This window comes from Streptomyces sp. NPDC127190, assembly GCF_042672505.1.
In the GTDB taxonomy this organism is placed as follows: domain Bacteria; phylum Actinomycetota; class Actinomycetes; order Streptomycetales; family Streptomycetaceae; genus Streptomyces.
The window spans coordinates 38,870-58,537 of the sequence record NZ_JBHXVE010000035.1; the positions used below are offsets into that span (position 1 = coordinate 38,870).

The window sequence follows — 19,668 nt, forward strand, 5'->3', positions numbered from 1 at the left end:
GGGGGATCGATGATGAATCGCCGAGGTCTGCGCCGGAAATGCACCCGCCTGATCGAGGGTCTGAATCTGAGCGTCCCCTTTTCCCTGGAGGACCTCTGCCGTCAGACGTCCGAGCGGCGGCAACGCAGGATCCGCCTGGCGCCACTGGCCTTCCCGGCCAGTGGCCCGGCCGGACTCCTCGTCTCGACGGCCGACGTCGACTACGTGTTCTACGAGGCGCACACCACGCCCACCCACCAGAACCACGTCGCCGTCCACGAGCTGGGCCACCTGCTGCTGGGCCACTCCGGCACCGACCCGGCCGGGGACGGCGGCCAGGTCCCCGGCGGCACCCTCCTCCCCGACGACATCGACCCCGCGCTCATCCGGCACATGCTGGGCCGCACCCACTACAGCCGCCCGGACGAGTACGCCGCCGAGTACTTCGCCACCCAGGTGCTGCGGCTGGTCAGCGGTCCCCCGCTGGACACCGCCGCCGTACCGCCCGACATGCGCGACCTGGTGGGCCGGCTGGAACGCTCGCTCCGCCACACCACCGGTCCGCTGAGGTGACCAGCACGCTGGAACACGTCTTCAGCTGGACCCACACCCTCAGCGGGGTCATCAGCCTGAGCGCCTTCGGCTACAAGTGGCGTGACCTCAGGCGCGATCCGGGCAACCTGGCGCTGCGCGCGCTGTGCGGCACCCGCCTCTTCAACGGCATCGCCTATCTCTTCCTCGCCCCGGTGTCGTACCGCATGCTCGGCCGGCTGACGGGGGTGCCCAACCTCGGCACCCTCCTCGGTCACAGCTCCATCGTGCTGGCCGCCCTGTCCGCGCACGTGATGGTGACCGGCTGGTTCCACTCGCCCGAGGAGGCCAGACGCCGGCTGCCCCGGGTGGCCGCGCTCTACCTGTCGGCCATCGCCGCGATGACCGCCCTCTTCCTCGCCGCCCCGCTGCCCGGCGCCCACCCGGTCGACTTCGAGGTGCACTTCGCCACCCGCCCGGCGGCCGGCGCCTATGTGCTGCTGTTCCTGCTCACGTACGGGCTCAACCTCGCGAACACGGCACGGCACGTCTGGCCCTCCTCCCGTGCCGTGGCCCGGCCCCGGATCGCGCAGTCGCTGCGGCTGTCCGCGGTCGGGGCCTTCTTCGTCCTCGGCTTCATCCTAGGAAAGCTGGTCGGACTCGTGGGCCGCTGGTGCGGGCAGACCGCCTGGGACCAGGCGGCCGTCCTGTGGAGCCCGGTCATGGCGAGCACCGGCTCGCTGGTGATCGTGCTCGGCTACACCCTGCCCGGCTGGGGGACGGGCCTCGCCACCCGGCTGGAGCACCACAGGTCCTACCGCACCCTGCACCCCCTCTGGTCGGCCCTGTGCGAGGCCGCCCCGGGCATCGCCCTGCTGGAGCCCCGCTCCCCGCGCTTCGCCCTGTGCGCGAAGGACCTGCACACCCGGCTCTACCGGATGGTCATCGAGATCAGGGACGGCCAGCGGATGCTGCGCCCCTATGTGTGCGACGTCTGCGAGGACCGGCTGCGGGCCGGGCTGCGCGCCTGGCGCCCGGGGCAGGGGGACGACACGGACGTCCTCCTGGAGGCCGCGGTCCTCGCGCTGACCGTACGCCGGAAGCGGACCGGCCACCAGCCCTCCGGCACCTGGTCCGGTCCCGGCTCGCGCCAGTCCGGCAGCGAGTTCGCCGACGAGCTGGCCTGGCTGCGGCAGGTGGCCGAGGCCTACGCGCGCGTGTCGGCCGACCGCGGCCCGCTGTCCGCGCTCCCGCCCTGCGACTGCACGGTGGCACCCGGCCCGGACGGCACCGACGGGCCCCCGGCCGAGGAGCGGCCGGACCCGCGCACCACCGACCCCAGCCGGAAGGCATGAGCCGCGCGGCGGACGTCGACCCCGGCCGCTACCGTGCCGTCACATCAGTCAGAGGGGCCCCGGTGCGCGGAACCCACGGCCGGGGCAGCAGTGCCCGAGGGGAGCCGATGGACACCACAGAGCAGACCGGCGGTACGGCGCGAAGCGGCAGCCGGGACTTACCGTCCCGGCTGGTGGCCCGCGGGCTGCTGCCCGAGCCGGGCCCCAAACGCGCCCTGGCCGCCGCCACCTTCGTCAACATGATCGGCAACGGCCTCTTCATGACCGGCGCCGCGCTCTTCTTCACCCGCTCGGTCGGCATACCGGTCGCCCAGGTCGGCGCGGGCCTGGGCATCGCGGCCCTGGTCGGCCTGGTGGCCGGCGTCCCCGTGGGCCACCTGGCGGACCGGCGCGGTCCGCGCGAGGTCTACCAGGGCGCGCTGGCCGTCCAGGCCGTCGCGATGGCGGCCCTGGTCCTGGTCCACTCCTTCGTCTGGTTCGTCGTCTGCATGTGCCTGGTCGAACTGGCCAACTCGGCCGGTACGGCCGCCCGGGGACCGCTGACCCGCGCGGTGGGCGCCCCCCACCCCACCCGGTACCGGTCCTATCTGCGGGCCCTGAACAACATCGCCGCCGGGTGCGGCGCCCTCGCCGCCGGTGTCGTCGTCCAGCTGGACACCCGCGGCGCGTATCTCGCGCTGGTTCTCGGCAACGCCGCCACCTTCCTGGTCTGCGCGGCCATCGCCACCCGCATCCCGTCCCTGCCGCCGGTCGGCGCACCGGCCGAGGGCGACCGCTGGACCGCCCTGAAGGACCGGCCGTACCTGGTGCTCACCGCCCTGGACGGGATCATGTCCATCCAGAACCAGGTGCTGGTCTTCGCCCTGCCCCTGTGGATCATCGGGCACACCCAGGCGCCGCGGTGGTTCGTCGGGGCGAGCGTGGCCGTCAACACGGTGCTGGTGGTGTGCCTCCAGGTGCGGGCGAGCCGGGGCATCGACGGCAACGCGGCGGCCGGCCGCACGGTGCGCCGCGCGGGGCTGGCGTTCCTGGTGGGCATGGCCCTGATGGCAGTGGCCGGCGGGGCGCCCGGCTGGCTGGCCGCGGCCGTCGTCGCGGTGGGCGTGGTGGTGCACACCTTCGGCGAACTGTGGCACACGGCGGCCTCGTTCGAGCTGTCCTTCGGCCTCGCCCCGGCGCACGCCCAGGGCCAGTACTCCGGCCTGTACGGCATCGGGCAGGGCCTGTCGAACGCGGTGGGGCCGCCGCTGCTGAGCATGGTCTGCATCGCCGGGGGGCGTCCCGGCTGGCTCGCCATGGGCGGTGTCTTCCTGGTCGTCGGGCTGCTCATGCCGTACGTCGTGAGCTGGTCGGACCGCACCCGGCCGCGGACCGCCCCCTGACCGCGCTCAGCATGGGCGCGTGTGCGGACGCAACCCTTCCGCAGCAAAGGACAGTTGGGACTTAGGTCCTATTCTGGGGGCGCTGCTCAGCTGACAGGATGAGGGACGCCGCGAGCACGACGGCGGCGTTGTGCCGGAGTCGAGCCGACCTGCCGGCGTCGCCGACCGGCCGCACCTGTCACTGGACACCGCGAGCAGTGAGGGCTGGCATTCTCCATGTCGGGCAAGATCCTGTTCCTGAACCGGTGGTCCCGGCACCCTGACGTCCGCCGCTGGGAGAACCGACTCGCCTCTCCCGAGGACCTCTTCGACCCGGACCGGGACCACGTCACCTATGTCTGCGACGACAAGGGGCGAAGCGGTATCCCGGCCGACGCGGACCGCGTGCACGTCGTACCGGACTTCACCGACCTGGACGACGTGCTGGCACGCGTCGACGGCATCGTCCGCGCCGAGGGCCCGTTCGACCATGTCATCGGGTTCTCGGAGTTCCTCCTGGAGCTGGCGGCGACGATCCGCGAACGGCATGGGATCCCCGGTGCCACGGTCGAGCAGACCGCCCGGTTCCGCGACAAGACCGTCATGAAGTCCGTCCTGGCCGAGGCCGGGCTGCGGGTGCCGCGCTGGACGGAGTGCCGCTCGGCGGACCAGGTCCTCGCGGACGCCGAGGAGCTGGGCTTCCCGCTGATCGTCAAGCCGAAGCGGGGAGCGTCCAGCCTCGGGGTGCGCGAGATCGCCTCGGCCGGTCAGCTGCGTGCCCTGTGCGCGGAGCAGAGCCTGGACGGGTACGAGATGGAGGAGTTCGTCCAGGGCGACATCCTGCACGTGGACGGCGTACTGGACCAGACGGGCAAGCCGCTGTTCCTGTGCACCTCGCGCTATCTCTCCACCTGTCTGCGGTTCGAGCTGCTCGGAGAGCCGCTGGGTTCCGTGCTCCAGACGGACCCGGAGGTCCGGGCGCGCTGCGAGGACTTCGCCCTGCGCTGTCTGAGCGCGCTCGGCCTGCGCGGCTCCGCGTTCCATCTGGAGCTGTTCGACACCGGGCGGGAGCTGGTGTTCCTGGAGGTCGGCGCGCGGGTGCCGGGAGCGGACGTCCCTTACGTCATCCACGACGTGCACGGGGTCAACCTGTTCCGGCTGTGGGTCGACGTCCTGCTGGGCCGGCCCGTCCAGCCGCCCGCGCCCGACCTGTCCCGAAGCGGGGGCTGGCTGACGATCCCGGGGCCGCGGCCGCTGCCGCAGCGTGTGCTCTCCGCGACCCCGCTCCTCGGCCGGGTCCCCTTCCTCTACCGGGAGCTGGTGCCCGAGCCGGGGGATGTCCTGGTCGAGCAGGCGGGCTCGTACGCGACGCTCCAGGGCGGGCGCTTCCTCTTCCGGGGCGGGCCGCAGGAGCAGATCGAGGCCGCCGTACAACGGGTGCTCGACGACTACCGGCTGACGGCCGAACCTGCCGCCTAGCCCTGGGGGAACCGTCCGTCCCTCGACCGCAGTATCGATTCACCACAGCGCCGTTCCGCAGTACCGGTCCGCAGTCCAAGCATCGATCCGTGGAGGAAGACGCGTGAGTCAGCCGAACCATGCCGAGCTGGTCGACAAGAAGCTGGTCGTGTTCGCCGAGGAGTGCTTCGGCCTGTTCACGAGCAAGGTCGCGGCCTCCCTCCTCCGCTACCGCGCGGACCGTGTCGTCGCCGTGATCGACAGCGCCCAGGCGGGCAAGACCGTGCAGGACGTGCTCGGTTACGGCGGTTCGATCCCCGTCGTCGCCCGGCTGGAGGACGTGCAGCACCTGCACCCCGAGGTGCTGGTCATCGGCAAGGGGCTGCACTCCGCCGACCTGCCGGAGAACTGGCGGCCGCATCTGCTGTCCGCGCTGCGGGGCGGCCTGCACATCATCAACTCCATCCACTTCCGGCTGCGCACCGACCCGGAGCTGGCGCGGGCCGCGGACGAGAGCGGCAGCATCATCTGGGAGACCAAGGACGCCCCCGAGGTCCCGCTGAACAAGGCCCGGGTGCTGGATCTGGACACCTGGATCATCCACACCTGCGGCAGCGACTCCAACATCGGCAAGAAGACCACGGGCCTCCAGATCTGGCAGGAGGCCAACCGCCGGGGCATCGCCACCGGGTTCGCGGCGACCGGGCAGAGCGGCATGATGATCTCCGGCCACGGTGTCGCCGTCGACGGGGTGCCGGGCGACTTCATGGGCGGCGCCGTGGAGCAGGTGGTGCTGGGCGCCGCGGCCGGGAACGACTGGGTGGTCGTGGAGGGGCAGGGCTCGCTCAACCACATCGGCGCGAGCGGTGTGGCCCTGGCCATCCTGCACGGCTCCCTGCCGAACGTCCTGGTCTTCTGCCACCGGCTGGGCGCGGAGCGTACGAAGGTCTGGGACACGCCCATCATCCCGCTGCCGGAGCTGATCCGGATGAACGAGGAGCTGACCGTCTTCGAGCGGCCCGCGAAGGTCGCCGCGGTCAGCGTCAACAGCGCCGGCTTCTCCGACGAGGACTTCCGGCGGGAGGCGGAGAAGCTGGAGGCGGAGACCGGGCTGCCGGTCGTCGACCCGTGCCGCGACGGCGGCGCCGGCCGGCTGGTGGAGATCCTCCAGGAGCACCAGCGCACCACCGCGGAACTCCAGCGCGCCCGGATCACCCGGGTCCTTCGCTGACCGCCCGCCCTTCGCTCGCTGCGCCCCCGCGGTGCAGTGCGTATGCAAAGGAAGTGCACACGTGGAGAAAGCAGTTCTGCTGCTGATGCACCAAGGCAAGTCCTTCACCGAGGAGGCCGCGGCGGCGGCCGCGCGGCTCGGTCTGCCGCTGGTCGCCGTCAGCTCCCGCCCGGAACACCCCGAGGCGCTGGCCGAGTCCCGCCGGCACCTCGCGGACTGCGTGGTCACCGAGGACCCGGTGCTCGGCTTCGGCGACGTCGAGAAGGCGGTGCGCGAACTCGCCACGCGTGGCTACACGGTCCAGGCGGCCCTCGCCACCTTCGAGGGCTACCGGCTGCTGATGGCCGAGCTGAACCAGCTGCTCGGCGCGCACGACTCGGCCGTGGCCGCGCTGCGGCTGTGCCTGGACAAGTTCGAGCTGCGCCGGTTCCTCTTCGAGCGCGGACTGAGCGAGGTGCGCGGCACCCGGCTGACCCCCGGCACGGTCCCCGACCTCGACCCCGCGACCCGGTGGTTCGTCAAGCCGGTGCGCGGCGCGTCGTCCTTCGCGGCCTTCACCCTGGAGGATCCGAAGGACCTGGCGGACCTGCCGGCGATCCAGCAGCAGATGCGCAGTGACCGCCGTATGCAGGCGATCTTCATGGAGCAGTACGACTTCCTGGTCGAGGAGTACGTCGAGGGACCGGAGTTCAGCTTCGAGACGGTCGTCCTCGGCGGCGAGGCCCGGCATCTGTGCGTGCACGAGAAGGCGCGGGTGGAGCGGCACGCGCGGACCACGCTGGAGGCGATGTCCATCAGCCCGCCGGTCTGCCTGGACCGCGAACTCGTGCTGGAGGGCGCCGAGTTCGTCTCCAGCTGCCTCGGCGCGCTACGGGAGCTGGGGCTCAGTGCGGGGGCCTTCCACATCGAGGCCAAGTACTGGGCGGACCGGGGACGCTGGGAGATCATCGAGATCAACCCGCGGATGGGCGGCAGCCTGATCGACGCCAGCGTGCAGGCGGTGACCGGGTGTTCGCTGCTGTCGCTGTGGACCGAGTCGCTGCTGCTGCCCGCCGACGGCACGGACGCCTTCCTGGCCCGCCTCACCGAGGTCTCGCAGCTGGAGGCGCTCCGGGCCGGCACCGCCACCAGGGGCACCCTGTTCCTCAGCAAGTACGGGGAGAAGGGCCGGACCGTCGACGCCATCGGCTTCGACCCGCCCACGCGCCCGCCCCGGATCCTGAAGCTGCACGTCGAGCCGGGCACCCGGCTGGACGAGTCGGACCGGGCGATCTGTCTCATGGACGCGCTGTGGGACGTGGCGGCCGCCGACCTCGCCGCCGAAGTTGACTTCCTCGACCGCCACGCGACGGAGCATTTCCATGTCCGCTACCGCTGAGCCGACCGGCACCGACGACCCCAACGACCCGGTCTTCGACCTCCACACCGGCGGCAAGCTGGAGATCCGTGCCACCGTCCCGCTGCGCGACCGGACGGACCTGGCCCGCGTCTACACCCCGGGCTTCACCCGGGTCGCCCAGCGGATCGCCCGCGACCCCGAGGAGGCCCGCCGCTTCTCGGTCAAGCGGAACACCGTCGCCATCGTCACCGACGGCACCGCCGTGTCCGGCCTGGGCGACCTCGGGCCGCTGGCCGCGCTGCCCGTCATGGAGGGCAAGGCGCTGCTCTTCAAGGAGTTCGCGGGCATCGACGCCTTCCCGCTCTGCCTCGACACCCATGACGTGGACGAGATCGTCCGCACGGTCGCCTGCGTGGCACCGACCTTCGGCGGCATCATGCTGGAGGACATCGCCGCGCCGCGCTGCTTCGCCATCGAGGACCGGCTCCGCGCCGAGCTGGACATCCCCGTCCTCCACGACGACCAGCACGCCACGGCGGTGGCCGCCACCGCCGCGCTGATCAACGCCGCCAAGGTCGTGGACAAGGACCTCGCCGGCCTCAAGGTCGTCATCGCCGGCACCGGCGCCGCGGGCACCTCGACGGCCCGGCTCTTCATGGACGCCGGGGTGCGCCGCATCGTCGCCTGCGACCGCCAGGGCGCCCTGCACCGCGGCCGCCCCGACCTCGCCGGACTCGGCGACGCCAAGCGGTGGTTCGCCGAGCACACCAACCCCGGGCAGGAGACCGGTTCGCTGCGCTCGGTGCTGGCCGGCGCCGATGTGTTCGTCGGCTACGCCGGGCGGGGTGTGCTCGCCCCGGAGGACCTGCGCACCATGGCCGCGCGGCCGGTCGTCTTCGCCCTGTCCAACCCCTCCCCCGAGTTCCTGCCGGACGAGGTCGACGGCATCGCCGCGATCCTCGCCACGGGCCGCAGCGACCTGCCCAACCAGATCGACTGCGGGCTGTGCTACCCCGGCATCTTCCGGGGCGCCTTCGACGCCGGGGCGCCCCGCATCACCGAGGCGATGAAGACCGCCGCCGCACGGGCCATCGCCGAGCTGGTCGACGAGGCCGCGCTCGAGCGCGGCCGGATCGTCCCCGACATCTTCGACGGGGTGGCCCCGCACGTGGCGAAGGCGGTCGCCGAGGCCGCCGCCGCGCCGGACGCCACCCACCCGTCCTTCCCGCTGTGATCCGTCCCTCCGCCCGTCCGCCCGCCGACCCGAGCGGGGCGGACCGGCGACACCACAAGGAGACCGCGATGAACCGCGTGCAGAACACCGGGATCACCCATCCGAAGCCGTACTTCGCCGACGAGGAGCAGAGCCGCAAGGCGAAGGCGGAGCTGGACGCCTACATGGACAAGAAGATGGAGGAGTGGAAGAACACCGTTCCGTTCGCCTCCCACATGACGGACCCGGAGCTCCACGAGGCGTACTACAAGCGCACCCTCATCGAGCACGTGTGGCGGATCCGGCTCTCCCGCGTCAGCCAGTCCAAGGCCATCTACAAGATCGCCCAGATCTCGCCCAAGGCCGCCCACGACTACGCGCACTACCAGGCCGACGAGATGCTCCACGACAAGCTGTACATCAGCGACTGCGAGTCGGCCGGCATCACCCTGGACGAGATCTACAACACCGAGCCGTACCTGTCCACGCGCCTGTTCGAGGGCTTCTTCTACTACGCGCTGGAGCACGAGGGACCGCTCGCCCCGGTCGTCTCCAACTACCTGGTGGAGTACACCCAGGCCAAGCTCCAGCCGGCGATCGTGAAGAACCTCCAGGAGCGGCTCGGCAAGGAGAAGGTCAAGGGCCAGGCCGCCCACCTCCACGTGGACACCACCGAGGACCACTCCATGGAGATGTGGAAGGTCCTGGAGCAGCTGATCTTCAGCGAGGAGGACTACCGCAAGGTGTTCAAGTACCTGGACGACGTCCAGGAGATCCTCGCCATGTTCTTCCGGGAGATCTACGAGGACACCGTGGCCAAGCACAAGGAGTCGGCCGCCGTCTGACCCGGCCCGACGGGACGGGCGGCCCCCGCCCGTCCCGGTCCTCGTCCACGACCGAGAGCACCCGGAGACGGAATGCTGCTGAGGGTTGAACCCATCGCGAAATTCTCGGGGACGTTCCGTGTCCCCTCCTCGAAGCCGGAGACGCAGCGGGCGATCCTGGCGAGCACCCTCGCCGAGGGCCGCTCGCGCATCGCCAACGACCTGCGCTGCGACGAGACCGAGACGATGAAGAACGCCTGCCGTGCGCTGGGCGCCGAGATCGTCGAACACGACGGCCACCTGGAGATCACCGGGTCCGGCGGGCTGAAGCACCCCGGACGGACGATGATCCAGGCCAAGGGCTCCGGACTGGTGTTCCGGACCCTGACGGCCCTGACCTCCATGCTGTCCGAACCGGTCGTGGTGACCGGTGACGAGACCCTGTGCAAGCGCGTCATGTCACCGCTGCTGGACGCCTTGCGCGAACTCGGCGCGGACATCGAGTCCGTGTGCCGCGACGGCAACGCGCCGGTGGTCAACTGGGGCGGCCGGCTCAAGGGCGGCAGCTGCCGGCTGCCCGGCAACGTCAGCTCGCAGTTCATCACCGCCATCCTGTTCGCCGCGCCGTTCGCCGAGCGGCCGGTGGAGATCGAGGTGGCCGGCCAGGTCCACTCGAAGTCGTACATCGAGCAGACCCTGCACACCCTGCGGCAGGCGGGCGTCAAGGTCACCGCCTCCGACGACTACCGCAACTACCGGGTGGAGCCCTCCCGGTACCGGGCGCAGGACGTCCATGTGCACGAGGACTACACCTCGGCCTCCTATCTCCTGGCCGCGGCCGCCCTGTACCCGGGGCGGACGGTCTTCACCCATGTGCACGGCACCACCACCCAGGGCGAGTCGGCGATCATCGGCATCCTGGAGCGGCTCGGGCTGCGGATGACGCTCGACCGCGCCGCCGCCACCCTGACCGTGGACAGCCCCGCCGAGGGTCTGCGCGGCGACTTCCACGTCGACGCCACCGACTGCCCGAACATCGTGCCCACCCTGGCGGCCATCGGCGCCTATGTCGAGGGCACCCTGCGGGTCACCGGCGCCCGCGTCACGGCCTTCCACAAGGCCTCCCGGATCGAGGCGATGGTCACCGAGCTGACCCGGGCGGGCGTCGACATCGAGCCCCTGTACGTCGACGGCGTCTGCGACGGCTTCGAGGTGCGCGGCGCGCCGACCTACCCCGGCGGCGTCACCTTCTCGCACTGGGGCGACCACCGCATCTTCATGTCGCTGTTCGTGGCCGGCCTGCGCATGCAGTCGCCCAACCGGTACACCGGCTCCGAGGAGGTCCGACTCTCCTTCCCGGAGTTCTTCGCGGAGTTCGCCAAGGCGGGCGTCACCACGTCGGTCGTCGAGGAAGCCGGGGAAGCCGCGCAGGCCGGGGAACCGGCGGTAGCCGTCGGCTGAGCAGGCCGAGCACACCCACCAACCGAGCCCCTCTGGAAGGAACCGCCACCGATGTCCGGATACGACCCGGCCGCGCTCGCGAAGGACTATCGCGAGCAGGGCTTCGCCGTGGCCGAGCGCCTCTTCGACCCCGACGAGGTCGCCGAGCTGAACAACGCCATCACCGAGATCCTGAGTGTCCCCGACATCGGGTCGGTCGCCGAAGTGGAGCCCGGGGACCGCGGCATGGCCCGGCGGATCTGGTCGCCCACCAAGCAGCACGCCGCGTTCGAACGGGCGGCGGCCGCCCCGAAGCTGCTCGACGCCGTCGAGCAGCTCATCGGCCCCGACATCCTGTTCCACTACAGCAAGCTGCACCTCAAGGCGCCGCAGGTCGGCAGCGAGGTGGACTGGCACCAGGACTTCGCCTACTACCCGCACACCAACACCGACCTGGTGACGGCGCTGATCTACCTGGACGACACCACCGTCGAGAACTCCTGCCTGCGCGCCATCCCCGGCTCGCACCGGCAGGGCATGGCCGACCACTACGTCGACGGCTGGTTCCGCGGCAAGGTGAGCGGCGACGCCGCCCCCGACCCGGCGCTGGCCGTGCCGATCGAGGCGCCGGCGGGCAGCGTGGTCTTCATCCACTGCCTGCTGCTGCACTACTCCGCGCAGAACCTCTCGGACCGCTACCGCCGGGCCTTCCTGCCGGCCTACCGCGCCGCCGACGCCTACCCCATCTACTTCGGCCCGCACGCGGCGCACAACGAGCCCGGGGTGACCCTGCTGCGCGGTAGCCTGTCCCACACCGCGCGGGTGGAGGCCGGGGCCTGGCGGCTGCCGCTGGCCGAGCGCCCCTTCGGCTCCCTCTTCCAGCTCCAGGAGGGCGCCCACACGTCCGACAAGGCCGCTGTCACGGGGTACGCCACGTTGGAGGACAGCAAGTGACCGACGCCCGTCCGGGGCACCGCCGATGAGCACGCCGCCCGTGACCCTCGTCCACGCCTGCCTGCGCGACGGCACGGGCGGCAGCCCCACCGCGGTGGTGCTGGAGGAGCGGCCGCTGAGCGACACCGAGCGCCGTCGCGTCGCCGCCGAGTACGGCACCTCGCACGCCGTGTACGTGCGGGTCCGGCCCGGAGCCCCGGAGGCGGACCTGCGCTTCTTCACCGCGGAGGAGGAACTTCCCGCCTGCGGGCACGGCACGGTCGCCGCGCTGGCGTTCCTCGCCGCGCGGGCCGGCACCGGGGACGGGGAGCCGTACCGGGTCACCCTGCACACCGCCCGGCGCGTCTTCGACGGCCGCGCCGAACGGCACGGGGACCGGCTCACGGCCGCCTTCCCGGCCGGTCCGGTGGAGCTGCGCGAGGCGACCGGCGCCGAGCGCTCCTCGGTGCTGCCCGCGCTGGGTCTGGGACCGGACGCGGCCGGGCCGGACCTGCGGGTGGCCGGGGTGGGCCGGGAGCGGATCCTGGTGCCCGTCGCCGACCGCGCCGCGCTCGCCGCGCTGGCCCCGGACCAGGACCGGCTGCGCGCCGCCTGCGACCGGTTCGGCCTGCTCGGCGCCTACGTCTACTCACCGCCCTCCGACCGGGGCTCCCTCGCCGCCCGCATGTTCGCGCCGTCCATCGGCGTGCCGGAGGACATCGCCAACGCCAACAGCACGGCGTGCCTCGCCGCGCACCTGGCCACCCGGGGCGTCACCGAGATCGCCGTCGACATGGGCGACGCGCTCGGCAGCCCCGCCACCGTCACCGCCTCCTGCCCGGACCCCGGGCGCCCCGGCGTCCATGTCGGAGGCGCCGCCCGGCTCGCCGCTGGCTGACACCCGGGCGACACGGCGATGAAAGGGTGATCCCCGGCCGCTCACCGTGACCGCCTTCGCGCAGCGACGTTGAACGGGAAGTGCGGCGGCTGGCTTTGCCGCCGCACTTTTCCGAGCAACGAGCTCTTCAGAGCGGACAGAAGGAGAACGTGATGTCTCGCATCGCGAAGGCGGCCGCCGTCGCCCTCGGTACCGGCGCCGTGGTGATCAGCGGGGCCGGCCTGGCCCTGGCCGACGCAGGCGCCCAGGGTGCTGCCGTCGGCTCGCCCGGCGTGGTGTCCGGCAATGTGCTCCAGGTGCCGGTCGACATCCCCGTCAACCTGTGCGGGAACACCGTCGACATCATCGGCCTGCTGAACCCGGCGTTCGGCAACACCTGCGTCAACGGCGTCCACAAGAGCGGCACCCCCGGCCAGCCCGGCCCGGGCCACTACGGCGACAACGGCTACGGCAACTGATCCGTTCCCGCGCACACAGCAGAGCCCCGGCACTCCGAGCGCCGGGGCTCCGGTGTGTGCGGGCCCGTCACGCGTAGCGGTAGATCCCGCTCACGTCCTCCAGCTGGTCGGGCGTCTCGTCCCACGGCGGCAGCTTCTGGTGCCGGGCGACGACCCGGGCGTGCTGGTCGTCCGCGAGGCCGGGCGGCTCGGCCGGCAGGTAGCGGTGGTCGCGGTGGGCGTGCTGCCAGCGCTGCCACTGGAGGTCGATGAAGGCGTGGTGCAGCCAGAACACCGGGTCGTTGACGGAGGCGGCGCCCACCATCGCACCGCCGACCCAGCGGTGCACCCGGTTGTGGTTGTGCCAGGAGGCGTTGCCGGTGCCCGTCCCCCAGCCCTCCAGCCGGTTGCGAAAGCCCCGGCCGGCGGTCGAGTCCCAGGGCCAGGCGTCGTACACGGTCTCGTCCAGCGCCCACTGGAGATCGCTCCGGGTGGGCAGCTCCAGCGGTGCGGCGGCGCGGCCCAGGTCCCGGGTGAGGAACCTGCCGTCGGTGACGCCCACCTTGAGGGTCCAGTGGCCCGCCGAGTAGGCGAACGGGCCGGTCGTCACCTGCCGGTCGGAGCGCCGCCCGGTGCCGCCGAGCAGGTCCTTCGTCCAGGGCACGGAGGTCTTCGTACGGTCCCGGGTCCAGTCCCAGTACGGCACCGTCACCGACGAGTCGACGCGGCGCAGGGCCCGTTCCAGCTCCAGCACGAACCGGCGGTGCCAGGGCAGGAAGGAGGGGGCCATGTGCGCGGTGCGCAGACCGGTCTCGCCGTCGGGGTTGAAGTGGTCGATGTGCATGCGCACGAACTCGTCGTACTCGCCGCGCCGTTTGAGCTCCAGCAGCGCGTTCACGAACCGCCGTCGCTCGCTCGGGGTGAGCGTGCTGACGTCCTTACGCACGTACGCCATCGGAGCCCCCCATGTGCGCATGGTCCATCGGCCCCGGTGCGAGGTCGCGCAGGTGCCGGCCGGGGCCGATCTCGTCGACGGCGGCGCGGGTCGCCTCCAGCGGGGTGGCGTACGACGTGTAGTGGTCGAGCATGCTCAGCCAGGTGCCGTCGGCCCGCCGCATCAGGTGCAGCGGGTGGCCGTCGATGGTGATCCGCCAGTCGCCGTCGGCGGTCCTGCGCCCGGCGACCGGCACCGCCACGCCCTGGATGCGACGGCCCCGGTAGGTCTCGTCGAAGGAGGTGCTGCCGGGGCCGGGGGCCGGCGGCAGCGGGCGGGAGGCGGCCACCAGCGGGGCCAGGGCGAGCGCGGCGGCCGAGGCCAGCAGGCCCCGGGCCGCCTCCCGCCGGGACGGTCTGGCCGCCCCCGTTCTGGTCTGCTGCTCCGTCCCCACCGCCATTGCACCGACACCGACGACCATCGCTCGCTCCTCGTCCGGGTTCTGCTGTCCGTACCGGCTAACCGGTCGAGGGCGGGCGGGGTCACCGCCGGGGGGCCATCCGGCGCATCACCGCCTGGCCGGGGTCCTATTCCGGAGCGGCTCTACAGGCCCGGGCCGGTGCCCAGGTCGCCGCCGGCGACGGTCCGGACGACCGGGGCGAGGACGCCGAGCTGGGGCAGCTTGAGGTCCGGCAGGCCGAAGTTGTCGGGGTTGGGCGCGGTGAGGGGGAGGTCCGCGCTCAGACCGGGGGCGAGGGTGTGCAGGTCGTTGGCGGGGGCGTTCAGGGCGACGTGGTCGAACCGGTCGCCGAGCAGCCGGGGCAGCGGGGCCCGCAGGTCGACGCCGGGCAGCGCGCCGCTGACCGGCACCTGGGGCAGGGTCCGGTCGGGCACCAGGCGGCCGGTGACATAGCGCGGCCCGTCGGGTGCCTCCGGCATGATCAGCGGCAGCTCCAGGGAGGCCTTGGGCACTTCCATGCCCAGCGACTGCGACACGCCCTCCAGCGGCACCGGGACGGGGACCGTGCCGACCGCTGCGGCGGGGGTGGCTGCGGCACCCACCGCGGCCGCGACTCCCGTGACGACTGCGGCAAGGGTTCCTCGGGTGGTCGGCTTCATGTCAGCTACGGTCCCTTCCGGGGTGTGGGGGTTCGACGTCCGTACCGCGTAACTGGCGCCGTCCGAGCGGGAAAACGGCATCCGTCCGCAATTCCCCCGAGTGCCGTAATAGTCAGCTCGTCCAGAAGTCCCACCAGCGGGTCAGGATCAGCATGCCGACCACGCCGATGTGCAGCAGCGGCGGCACCCAGGTGAATTCGGCGAAGAAGGTCCTGAGCCAGGCGGGGGCGGGCAGATAGCCGTGGCGGACGACCAGCGCGGTGGCGTACCAGAAGATCAGGATGGTGGCGACCCAGGCCAGGCAGCACCACAGGCACAGCGCGTCGATCCGGTACAGCGACTGGAACTGGAGCCAGGAGACGAAGCCGATGCCGAACGCGCTGCCGGCCTCGAACAGCAGCCAGTACCAGCCGGGGAAGCGGGCGTCGGCCAGCAGGCTCACCCCGACGCAGACGACGATGCCGTAGGCCACCAGGCCCAGCATCGGGTTGGGGAACCCGAAGACCTGGGCCTGGTGGCTCTTCATCACGCTGCCGCAGGACACCACCGGGTTCAGGCTGCACCCGGGCACGAACCCCGGGTTCTCCAGCAGCTTGAACTTGTCGAGGGTGATGACCCAGGAGGCGAGCAGTCCGGCGGCGCCGGTGAGCACCAGCAGCACACCGAACCCCCGGCCGCCGGCCAGGGCCTTGGGCATCAGCCGCGCAGGCTGGTGGCGGGCAGGACGACGTGCGCGGCGGCGTTCAGGGTCTCCTCGGCGCCCGCGAACGCGGCCAGGTCGGCCGCCTCGACGGGCTGTCCGGGCCGTCCCTCGGGCCAGGCCCGGGTGGTGAAGACGAGGTAGGCGTAGCCGCGTTCGGCGACGGCGGCGAGCCACTCCGGCGGCGCGTCGGCCTGGGCGACCAGCTGCGGCATGCGGACCACGGCCTGGCCCGCCTCGACCAGCAGGCTGACGGGGAGGCTGGGCCGGCTGGCGCCGTCGACGAGTTCGCCGCCGACCGGCAGTCCGTTGCCGGTCAGCAGCTGCTCGACCGCTGCCGCCGTCGCCTCCGGGCCACCCTCGGCGTCCCCGAGGGAGTAGGCCAGCAGATAGGGCATGTCGGAGCCGTCGGGGGCCTCGCCGCTCCAGGCCAGGACGACCAGCGTGCCGAGGTCGGCGGGACGGGTTTCGGTTGAGGATGAGGTCACCGCGCGACCCTATCGACGCCTCCGGGCGCCCCCGGGCGGCTTCTCACCCTTCCGGACCAGTGCCGGCGGCCGCTCCACACGAACGAGGGAAAGACCCCCAAAACACCGGGGGCCGGTGCCGCGGGTGCGGTACCGGCCCGGCGCACGGGAACGGCGTCAGCTCTGCAGGGGCAGGCCGCCGAGCAGGGGGTTGTGCTGGTTCAGCGCGCCGGTGGCGCCCTTGACCGTGTGGAGCACGGAGTCCTTGTTCTCGCTGTCGAGCGCGTCCGACTGGTGCTGGATCGGCATCGCGTCGTGCAGCGTGAGGGGACCCTTGGTGAGCTGGTTGACGGCGCCGTTGAGGCTGGTGGGCGTCACGTCGGCGGCGTTGTAGGCGAACGCGGGCGCGGCGGCACCGGCGAGGGCCAGGGAACCGGCAACGACGGCGGCAGCCTTCAGGGACTTCATCGTGTTCCTTTCTTCGGCAACTCACGTCACCCCTGGGGATTCTGACGCCGTGCCTAACGAGTCCCGGCCGGGCCGGAAACCCCGCGTGCAGAAGACATATGAGATCCGCGAAAAGCGGTTTTCCGGGAAAATACCGGGCAACACGCACGCGCCGCGCCGGAAAACCCCTCGGCCGTCGCACCGCGGCCGGGGCGGCCACGGCACGACGGCCGAGGGGGTGGGGGCGGAGCCGGCCCGGATCAGCCGGTGGCCGGCAGGCTCGGCAGCGCGGGCGCCGAGGGCAGGGAGGGCAGCGAGGCCAGGCTGGGGGTGGGCAGGCCGCTACCGAGGAGCGTGGTCGTCAACAGGTTGACCAGGCCGTCGACGACGCCGGTGGCGGAGGAGACCAGCTTGTCGAGGTCGGAGGTGACCGCGTCCACCAGGCTGTCGACCGCCTTCTCCAGCGCGCTCAGCGCGTCGTCGGTGAGGTCACGGGCCGAGGGCAGCTTGTTCCCGTCACGACTGGTCTTCGCGCTCAGCGGGAGAGCGGCGGCCGCGGGCAGGGAGTGGGCGGCCGGGGCCGCGGGGGTCGCGGGCGCGGTCGGGGTCGCCGGGGCCGTCGGCGTGGCCGGCGCGGTGGGAGTGGCCGGGGCCGTGGGGGTGGCGGGCGCGGGCGCGGTCGGGGTCGCCGGGGCCGTGGGCGTGGCGGGGGCCGTCGGAGTCGCGGGTGCCGTCGGGGTGGCCGGGGCGGTGGGGGTGGCCGGCTTGGCCGGCGCGGCGGGGGTGGCCGCGGCCGGCACGGTCGTGGTCGTCGGAGTGGCGGGCGCCGTGGGGGTGGCGGGGGCCGTCGGGGTGGCGGGCGTCGTCGGCGCGGCCGGTGTCGTGGGCTTGGGGGCGGTCTGGGCCACCGGGCGGGTCGCGGCCTCGGCGATGGCCTCCTTGGCCGCGGCGCCGAGTCTTCTGGCCTGGTCGGCGGGGAGCTTGCCCTTTTGCAGCGACTGCTCCAGCAGGACGACAACCGGGTTGAGGACGGAGCCGGTCTGGTGCAGGGCTCTGACCTGGGCGAGCAGCTTCTCGGCTCCGGGGACGGGCGCCCGCGAAGCAGCATGGGCGCGCTCGTGTGCCGAGTCGGCTGCGACGGCGGCCGGGCCGGTGATACCGACCAGGACCGCGGCGCAGAGGGTGGTGGACGCGAGACGCCGCGCGGGCAGACCACGCATGGGAGTTCCTTTCGGCGGGCTTCGGTGAAATACCAGGACCTGAGCCCACCGTCGGTTCATCGATCACACCTCGCAACCGCGCGAACACCCGCTGTGATCCGTCCGGGGGAGCGCAAAACCGGCCGCCCGCCCCGCGACGCTGGATCGAGGGCGGACGGCCGGCCGAAGGGTTGCGTCCCGACGTCAGTCGTTGACGCAGGTGTTGCCGAACGCCGGGTTCAGCAGGCCGATGATGTCGACGGTGTTGCCGCAGACGTTGATCGGCACGTGGATCGGGATCTGGACGACATTGCCCGACAGCACGCCCGGCGAGTGGGCGGCGACGCCGTTCGCACCGGCGTCGGCGGAGGCCGCACCGGCGCCGCCGGCGACGGCCGCGACGGCGGCGGAGGTCAGGACCAGGCCCTTCGCGATACGCGACATGGAGAGGTGCTCCTTGAGATCGAAACAAACATCCGGGCGGGGATGCCCAGCGCTGTGTCAACGCGTGGCGCGCCGGGGGGTTGCGCCGCCAATGGAGTGAAGCGCCCGGTGGAACGCCTTCACGATTCCGACACACTTGCCCGGTTTCTCCGTATTGGTACGGATGGCCACTAGAGTTGCGGACCTCTCCAGTACGTGGGAAAGGGCACCGCCGGTCATGCGCAAGTTCCTGGGTCCGCTGCTGCGTACGACGGCGAGCGCGCTCGCCCTGACCGCCCTCTGCTCCCCCGCCCACGCCCGCCCCGCCGTGCCGGCCGCCCCGCCCGCGCCCGAGGCGACCCGCCTGGGCTTCGCCGAGCGCTACCACGCCGTCCAGCACGGCGGGTTCGTCCGCGCGGCCGACACCACCATCACCTGCCGCTCCCCCGAGGCCCCCGACTGCGCGGCGGCCCGCGCCGGACAGGGCGGGGTGAACGACGACTTCGACATGTTCTACGTCGACGTCGACGACAACCCCGACACCTACAACTCCTCCCGCGCCGAGGTCCGCGTCCCCGAGGGCGGCCGGGTGACCTACGCCCGGCTGTACTGGGGCGGCAATCTGCGGGTCGGCGAGCAGAAGCCGCCCGCCGACGACGGCCGGGTGCTGATCGCCGAGCCGGGCGGCGCGTACAAGGAGCTGCTCGCCGACACGGTCGTGGGCCACCAGGTGGCGCACGGCGCGGACGCCTACCAGGCCTCCGCGGACGTCACCGAGCTGGTCCGCGGCAGCGGTTCGGGGCTGTACACCGTGGCGCAGGTCAACACCGCCATGGGCAGATCGGCGGCCGGTGCCTGGGGCGGCTGGACGCTGGTGGTGGCGTACGAGAACCCGGCGGAGCCGCTGCGCACGCTGTCCCTGTGGGACGGCTTCGACGCGCTCGACCAGCCGCTCGACGTCCGGCTGCGCGGGGTGCGGGTGCCCGCCGGGGCGAGCGGGCGCGCCGGGCTGGTGGCGTACGACGGCGACCGGGACAGCTCCGGCGACTCGCTCACCCTCTCCCCCGGCCCCCGGCGTACGCCGGTCGCACTGGGCGATGCCGCCGATCCCCCGGACGACGTACTGAACTCCACGATCAGCGAACCGGACGACCTACCGGCGCAGCGGGTTCCGGCCTACGTCAACACGCTCGGCTACGACTCCGACGTGTTCGATCTCGCCCCGGCCCTGCAACGCGGTGGTGACCAGCCGGGCTTCCGGCTCGTTTCCCACGCGGACACGGCATGGGCCGGCGTGCTCTTCGCCGCCGTCGACGCGCAGGTGTGAGGCGCGTTCCCGACCGCAGCCCCCGAGCGCACCCCGGAGCGAGGTATCCCGCG

The 19,668-nt window shown here is 72.4% G+C and carries 21 protein-coding genes; 13 read left to right on the forward strand and 8 right to left on the reverse strand.

Annotated elements, in window-relative coordinates:
* Positions 1-9: 9 nt before the first annotated feature.
* The 12 genes from ACFVIU_RS34815 (at position 10) to ACFVIU_RS34870 (ending at position 13,020) form a co-directional block, all read left to right on the forward strand.
* Positions 10-552: a ParH-like protein gene (locus ACFVIU_RS34815; protein ID WP_385847502.1), complete on the forward strand. Its 543-nt coding sequence runs from the start codon at positions 10-12 to the stop codon at positions 550-552.
* Positions 549-1,865: an MAB_1171c family putative transporter gene (locus ACFVIU_RS34820; RefSeq protein WP_385847503.1), complete on the forward strand. Its 1,317-nt coding sequence runs from the start codon at positions 549-551 to the stop codon at positions 1,863-1,865. Before ACFVIU_RS34815 ends, ACFVIU_RS34820 begins: the two co-directional genes overlap by 4 nt.
* A gap of 107 nt (positions 1,866-1,972) precedes the next feature.
* Positions 1,973-3,247 (forward strand): MFS transporter, encoded by a 1,275-nt coding sequence (locus ACFVIU_RS34825; RefSeq protein ID WP_385847504.1) that lies wholly within the window; start codon positions 1,973-1,975, stop codon positions 3,245-3,247.
* Positions 3,248-3,463: 216 nt separating this feature from the next.
* Positions 3,464-4,705: an acetyl-CoA carboxylase biotin carboxylase subunit family protein gene (locus ACFVIU_RS34830; RefSeq protein ID WP_385847505.1), complete on the forward strand. Its 1,242-nt coding sequence runs from the start codon at positions 3,464-3,466 to the stop codon at positions 4,703-4,705.
* Positions 4,706-4,808: 103 nt separating this feature from the next.
* Positions 4,809-5,915, forward strand: coding sequence for a DUF1611 domain-containing protein (locus tag ACFVIU_RS34835; protein ID WP_385847506.1), 1,107 nt, complete (start codon positions 4,809-4,811; stop codon positions 5,913-5,915).
* A 61-nt stretch (positions 5,916-5,976) separates the two neighbouring features.
* The gene (locus ACFVIU_RS34840; RefSeq protein ID WP_385847507.1) at positions 5,977-7,293 is read left to right on the forward strand and encodes an acetyl-CoA carboxylase biotin carboxylase subunit family protein; all 1,317 of its coding nucleotides are present in this window, start codon (positions 5,977-5,979) and stop codon (positions 7,291-7,293) included.
* Positions 7,277-8,488 (forward strand): NADP-dependent malic enzyme, encoded by a 1,212-nt coding sequence (locus ACFVIU_RS34845; protein ID WP_385847508.1) that lies wholly within the window; start codon positions 7,277-7,279, stop codon positions 8,486-8,488. The genes ACFVIU_RS34840 and ACFVIU_RS34845 overlap by 17 nt, the downstream gene beginning before the upstream one ends.
* Before the next feature lie 68 nt (positions 8,489-8,556).
* Positions 8,557-9,312 carry an iron-containing redox enzyme family protein gene (locus ACFVIU_RS34850; RefSeq protein WP_385847509.1) on the forward strand — a complete coding sequence of 252 codons (756 nt, stop codon included), beginning with the start codon at positions 8,557-8,559 and terminating at the stop codon, positions 9,310-9,312.
* A 72-nt stretch (positions 9,313-9,384) separates the two neighbouring features.
* Positions 9,385-10,752 (forward strand): 3-phosphoshikimate 1-carboxyvinyltransferase, encoded by a 1,368-nt coding sequence (aroA, locus tag ACFVIU_RS34855; protein WP_385847510.1) that lies wholly within the window; start codon positions 9,385-9,387, stop codon positions 10,750-10,752.
* A gap of 51 nt (positions 10,753-10,803) precedes the next feature.
* Positions 10,804-11,685 (forward strand): phytanoyl-CoA dioxygenase family protein, encoded by an 882-nt coding sequence (locus ACFVIU_RS34860; protein ID WP_385847511.1) that lies wholly within the window; start codon positions 10,804-10,806, stop codon positions 11,683-11,685.
* Positions 11,686-11,710: 25 nt separating this feature from the next.
* Complete coding sequence (locus ACFVIU_RS34865) at positions 11,711-12,562, forward strand: PhzF family phenazine biosynthesis protein (RefSeq protein WP_385847512.1); 852 nt, start codon at positions 11,711-11,713, stop codon at positions 12,560-12,562.
* A gap of 152 nt (positions 12,563-12,714) precedes the next feature.
* A complete protein-coding gene (locus tag ACFVIU_RS34870; protein WP_385847513.1) occupies positions 12,715-13,020 on the forward strand; it encodes a chaplin in 306 nt (101 codons plus the stop codon).
* A gap of 67 nt (positions 13,021-13,087) precedes the next feature.
* Here ACFVIU_RS34870 and ACFVIU_RS34875 read toward each other — a convergent pair whose 3' ends face one another.
* From ACFVIU_RS34875 to ACFVIU_RS34910, 8 genes are all read right to left on the reverse strand, one after another.
* Positions 13,088-13,954 carry a tyrosinase family protein gene (locus tag ACFVIU_RS34875; protein ID WP_385847514.1) on the reverse strand — a complete coding sequence of 289 codons (867 nt, stop codon included), beginning with the start codon at positions 13,952-13,954 and terminating at the stop codon, positions 13,088-13,090.
* A complete protein-coding gene (locus tag ACFVIU_RS34880; RefSeq protein ID WP_385847515.1) occupies positions 13,938-14,414 on the reverse strand; it encodes a tyrosinase family oxidase copper chaperone in 477 nt (158 codons plus the stop codon). The genes ACFVIU_RS34875 and ACFVIU_RS34880 overlap by 17 nt, the downstream gene beginning before the upstream one ends.
* 122 nt (positions 14,415-14,536) lie before the next feature.
* The gene (locus ACFVIU_RS34885; RefSeq protein ID WP_385847516.1) at positions 14,537-15,052 is read right to left on the reverse strand and encodes a hypothetical protein; all 516 of its coding nucleotides are present in this window, start codon (positions 15,050-15,052) and stop codon (positions 14,537-14,539) included.
* Positions 15,053-15,164: 112 nt separating this feature from the next.
* Positions 15,165-15,749 carry a vitamin K epoxide reductase family protein gene (locus ACFVIU_RS34890; protein WP_385847517.1) on the reverse strand — a complete coding sequence of 195 codons (585 nt, stop codon included), beginning with the start codon at positions 15,747-15,749 and terminating at the stop codon, positions 15,165-15,167.
* On the reverse strand, positions 15,749-16,240 hold the full coding sequence (locus ACFVIU_RS34895; protein ID WP_385847518.1) for a DUF5949 family protein: 492 nt from the start codon (positions 16,238-16,240) through the stop codon (positions 15,749-15,751). Before ACFVIU_RS34895 ends, ACFVIU_RS34890 begins: the two co-directional genes overlap by 1 nt.
* A gap of 156 nt (positions 16,241-16,396) precedes the next feature.
* Positions 16,397-16,687: a hypothetical protein gene (locus ACFVIU_RS34900; protein ID WP_385847519.1), complete on the reverse strand. Its 291-nt coding sequence runs from the start codon at positions 16,685-16,687 to the stop codon at positions 16,397-16,399.
* A 239-nt stretch (positions 16,688-16,926) separates the two neighbouring features.
* Positions 16,927-17,886, reverse strand: a complete 960-nt coding sequence (locus ACFVIU_RS34905; protein WP_385847520.1) for a hypothetical protein — start codon at positions 17,884-17,886, stop codon at positions 16,927-16,929.
* Positions 17,887-18,069: 183 nt separating this feature from the next.
* The gene (locus tag ACFVIU_RS34910; protein ID WP_385847521.1) at positions 18,070-18,309 is read right to left on the reverse strand and encodes a chaplin; all 240 of its coding nucleotides are present in this window, start codon (positions 18,307-18,309) and stop codon (positions 18,070-18,072) included.
* A gap of 217 nt (positions 18,310-18,526) precedes the next feature.
* Between ACFVIU_RS34910 and ACFVIU_RS34915 the strand changes: the two genes are divergently transcribed.
* On the forward strand, positions 18,527-19,615 hold the full coding sequence (locus ACFVIU_RS34915) for a DUF3344 domain-containing protein (protein WP_385847522.1): 1,089 nt from the start codon (positions 18,527-18,529) through the stop codon (positions 19,613-19,615).
* The last annotated feature ends 53 nt before the right edge of the window (positions 19,616-19,668 follow it).